General features: G+C 60.8%; 2 protein-coding genes and 1 pseudogene. 2 read left to right on the plus strand and 1 reads right to left on the minus strand.

Going from position 1 to position 4,668, the window contains the following annotated elements; genetic code table 11:
* On the minus strand, nt 1-1,846 hold a 1,846-nt coding region (locus MOV61_RS28505), incomplete at its 3' end, for a methyl-accepting chemotaxis protein (protein ID WP_247138994.1).
* Between the two features lie 346 nt (nt 1,847-2,192).
* On the opposite strand from MOV61_RS28505, the gene MOV61_RS28510 reads away from it, so the two are divergent.
* Together MOV61_RS28510 and MOV61_RS28515 are read left to right on the plus strand one after the other, a co-directional pair.
* Nucleotides 2,193-3,233 (plus strand): SMP-30/gluconolactonase/LRE family protein, encoded by a 1,041-nt coding sequence (locus tag MOV61_RS28510; protein ID WP_247138995.1) that lies wholly within the window; start codon nt 2,193-2,195, stop codon nt 3,231-3,233.
* Between the two features lie 722 nt (nt 3,234-3,955).
* Nucleotides 3,956-4,668, plus strand: a pseudogene (locus tag MOV61_RS28515) (autotransporter outer membrane beta-barrel domain-containing protein); the annotation flags it as partial.

The following is a 4,668-nucleotide window of genomic DNA, read 5'->3' on the forward strand; positions in this document are numbered from 1 at the left end:
GATTGCGGGCCGGCGAGGCAGCCGGCGCGTCGCGGCGATCGGCCGGACGCGGAACGTGGCGCTGACCGGGCAGTTTGAACTGGGCCAACAGTTCGTTGAGCGATGCCGCATCCCGGGCGAGACCGTGGCTTGCAGCGGTCGATTCCTCGACCATCGCGGCATTCTTCTGGGTATCCTGGTCCATCTGGTTGACGGCCGTGTTGATCTGCTGAAGGCCCGAAGACTGTTCCTGGGCCGACTCCACGATTGCGTTGACGTGCCGGTTGATTTCCTGCACTTCCGCAACGATCGTTACCAGCGCCTGTCCGGTCTGACCCACCAGCTGCACTCCGGCATTGACCTGTTCATTCGACGTCGTGATCAGCGCCTTGATCTCCTTGGCGGCCTTGGCGGAACGCTGGGCGAGTTCGCGCACTTCCTGGGCAACGACTGCAAAACCCTTGCCTGCATCGCCCGCGCGGGCCGCTTCGACGCCGGCGTTGAGTGCCAGAAGATTGGTCTGGAAGGCGATATCGTCGATGACGCCAATGATGTTGGAAATCTCGCCTGAGGACTTCTCGATCTGTTCCATCGCCTTGACGGCACGCTGGACGACCTCGCCGGAGTTTTCGGCGCCGCTGCGGGTGCGGGCAACCAGCGCACCGGCCTCCTGAGCGCGTTTGGTAGCGTCCTTGACGGTAGTGGTGATCTCTTCGAGAGCTGCGGCGGTTTCCTCGACGGAAGCTGCCTGCTGCTCGGTGCGCTTGGCCAGATCGTCGGCGGCCGCCTTGATCTCCGCCGAACCGGCCTGGATGCTGCGGGCATTCTCCGCCACCTGCTCCAGGGCCGTCTGCAGCTTTGTGGCCGAGATGTTGAAATCGTTGCGGACACCGTCCAACGTCGCGGTGAACTGCTTTTCGATGCGATAGGAGACGTTGCCATCGGACAGATGGCTCAGGCCCTCTGCCAGGTTGTCGACGGCAAACTTGATCTCGGCGGCTTCGCGCGTCTTCTGGGCTTCGCGCTCCATGCGGTCGCGCTCCGACAGGCCACGATTGTCTTCAGCTTCCCGTTCCAGGCGAGCACGCTCCAGAGCGTTGTCGCGGAAGATGGCGACGGCCTTGGCCATCTCGCCGATTTCGTCCTTGCGGTCGAGGCCGTCGATGGCAGCTTCCGTCTGGCTGGCGGCCAGCGAAGCCATGCGCTCACGCAGGCGGGCCATCGGCGCGGTGATGCCCTTATGAGCGATGGTCATGGACAGAACGGCGGCGATCGCGATGCCTAAAAGCATGCCGCAGATCGCATAGGTGATCGTGCTGGAGACCGATTGGCTCAACGTCTTGGCGCCATTGTTGAGAATTTCGGCCATGGCGCCGTTATTGGCGCCGAATTTCGGCGAGAGATCGACGATGGCCTGGTCGAGCTTGGCGGAAAGGGTGCGGACCTTTTCCTGGTCGCCTGCGGTATGGGCCTTGAGAAGATCGTCGCCGACTGCCTTCAGCGCATCCGCACCGGCAAGCAGTTCGTCGATCGCAGCCTTGCGGCTCGGCACCAGCGCCGGGATCTGGGTCAACCGGTCACGGGCGCCAGCAAATTCCTTGGAAAAACGGCCGGAAAGATCCTGGAAAGCTGCGCTTGCCGGGTCCTGGGCCAGCGCGCGGCTCAGCCATGTTGTCGCGGTCCACATGCCGGCGGCGCCGCGGGGTCCGAAGGTCGCCGCGTTACTTTCCTTCTGCAGGAAGCCGGAATAAGCCTCGTTGGCGGCGCTGAACCTGCTGGTGACATACATCAGGCCTGCAAGGGAAATGACCGCGAGGATGGCAATCGCCATGAGAAATTTTGTTTTGATCTTTAAATTCTTGAGCATCAGATACCTCGAAAAACGCTGAAAGAGCGACAGTGCATCGAAAAGTGAGAAATGCCGGAGCCGTGCCGGACGGTGCACATCATGCGCATGGTGATCGAACTTGATCCTCCGTTTTTCATAAGCGCTTTTTCATAATAAAATCTTACTCTTGCCGCAGCGCATCAAAGGCACATTCGGACTTTCAGGTGGTTTTCACCACTGCTTAACCAAAGGCTGCAGAAGGCAATCTTGTTTGTTGCGACGCACAATGGACTGCCTTTAATTGGAGGCGGACCATCGTCTCGGTTCCCCGTCAAACCCGGCAAATTGATATGAAATCAACTATCCATAATCAAAGGACTTCAACGTGAATTTTTCACGCCGCAACATCATGACGCTTTCAGCGGCCGCCCTGGCAACCACCTTCCCGAAAATGGCATCCGCGCAAGCGATCGGCTTTACGCCGAGCCCGATCTACCCCGATCCGGCTATCCAAATCCTCGATCCGAGCTTTGCAAAATATCGCATCGCCAGCAGCTCGCTCGAACAGGTCGCAACCGGCGCTCGCTGGCTGGAAGGCCCGGTCTGGTTCGGCGACGGGCGCTATCTGCTCGTCAGCGACATTCCGAACAATCGGGTCATGCGCTATGACGAAGCCAATGAGAGCTGGAGCGTCTACAACGCCAACGCCAACTATGCCAACGGCCACGCCCGCGACCGCCAGGGCCGGCTGCTTTCCTGCGAACATCTGACGCGCCGGGTCACCCGCACCGAATATGACGGATCGATCACCGTGCTCGCGGACAACTACAACGGCAAGAAGCTCAACTCCCCGAACGATATCGTCTGCAAATCGGACGGCTCCATCTGGTTCACTGATCCGCCCTTCGGCATTGCCGGCGAGTGGGAAGGAGACAAGGCAACAGCGGAACTGCCACATTCGGTCTATCGCATCTCGCCGGACGGCAAGCTTGGCCTCGTCACCGATGAGCTCAAAGGCCCGAACGGCCTTGCATTTTCGCCGGATGAAAAGAAGCTCTACATCGTTGAAGGCCGCGCATCGCCCTTCCGCATCATCTGGAGCTACGATGTCGGTGCAGACGGCGTGAAGCTTTCGAACAAGACGGCATTGGTGACGGCCGACGACAACGGCGGTCTCGATGGCTTCAAGATCGACGTCGATGGCAATCTCTGGTGCGGCTGGGGATCGAACGGCGCTGCAGGCGCCAAGCCCGAGGATCTGAACGGCGTCAAGATATTCAACCCGGCCGGCAAGGCGATCGGCTTTATCAAGCTTCCGGAGCGGTGCCCGAACCTTGTCTTCGGCGGCCCGAAGAAGAACCGCCTCTATATGGCGAGCAGCCATTCGGTCTACGCGATCTACGTGGAAACCCGCGGCGCCGTTTAATCACCGCGACGAAATCCGAAGCGGCCGGTCGTCAGGTCCGGCCGCTTTCGCCGTGACCATCGATGCGCCGCGCTTTCCCCAGCAATCCGCATCGCCGCGCCGAAGCCTTGCTATGCTCCTCAGCGCATCCCGAGCCTGGATCGGACGCCGCGATATCTGCTCCGTCTTCCCGGCGGAAAGCCCAGAAACTTCTTTCTGTACCCCGCCGACAGCGGTCGGAGCTTCGTCAGATTCTTGAGAATCCGGAGAGGCCGCTTCAGAACGTTCCTGTTCAGGAAATACATGTGGATCAGGCTGGGCGCCTTGCGGCGCCGGGCGCCACGCGCCGGCCTCCCTTTAGGACCCCCCTTTTTTGAGGGGGCAGTAATACTTTCTTAACATTTGTCTTTTCTTATCAAGCAGATACGAATCTTGATCAAATTATCCGAAATCAATTTCTGAGTGCATTTTACGGGGGTTACGTTATGCGGACTGGCTGTGGGTTTCACGGAACCAGGAAACCGGCGCTGCTTTCGGGCGTCTGCGGGACGGCGCTGCTTCTGGGCTTCAGCTTCGCAACGCCGGCCTCAGCCCAGGTCGCAGCTTGGACTGGAGCGACAAGCACGGACTGGACGGATGCGAGCAACTGGTCGGGTGGAATCGCTCCCATCCCCGGTCAAACTGTCAACATTGGCGCAGTGGGCGCAAGTCGGCCGGACGCAGTTCTCGGCGTCGGCGGGCCCATGGTCGTCCCGGTGGGCGCCATAAGCGTGGGCGCAGCCGTAGGTGCGTCTGGCGCGCTCACGATTCAAAACGGCAGCCGTCTGACCAGCACCGGCAGCTCCCGGCTTGCGATTGTAGCCGGAAGCACTGGGACTGTCACCGTAACCGGCTCTGGATCGCAGTGGAACGTACCAATCGCAACTTTTTATGTCGGCTTTTCCGGTACTGGGACACTCAATATTGAGAATGGCGGGCAGGTTACAACAGGGTCGAATACCGTTCTTGGCGGTAGCGCCGGTCCCCCTTCCCCGTCCTCAGGCACCCTCAACATCAGCGGCGGCGGCACGTTACAGACCCTATCCCTTCGGGGCGGCCCCGGTGCAAGTCAGGCCAATTTCAACGATGGCATTCTGCGCGCGACGGCCGCCAACCCGACCTTCATCAACGGATTTTCCGGCACCGAGCTCAACCTTCTCGCCGGCGGGCTGACGATCCATACCGGCGGCTTTGCCGTAGGAACTGACGCGGCGTCGGGCTTCAGCGGCGTCGGCGGCCTGACCGTCACCGGGGGCGGCGTCTTCAACCTGCAGGCAAACAGCATCTACTCAGGCGAGACGCAGATCGACTTCGGCAGCAGCCTCGCCCTTACCGGCGTCGGCGCCGTCGCCAATTCCAGCCGGGTCGTGGCAGACGGCACCTTTGACGTTTCGGCAGCCGCGGCTCCGGCGATCCG

This window comes from Neorhizobium sp. BETTINA12A (genome assembly GCF_023006485.1).
In the GTDB taxonomy this organism is placed as follows: Bacteria; Pseudomonadota; Alphaproteobacteria; order Rhizobiales; family Rhizobiaceae; genus Neorhizobium.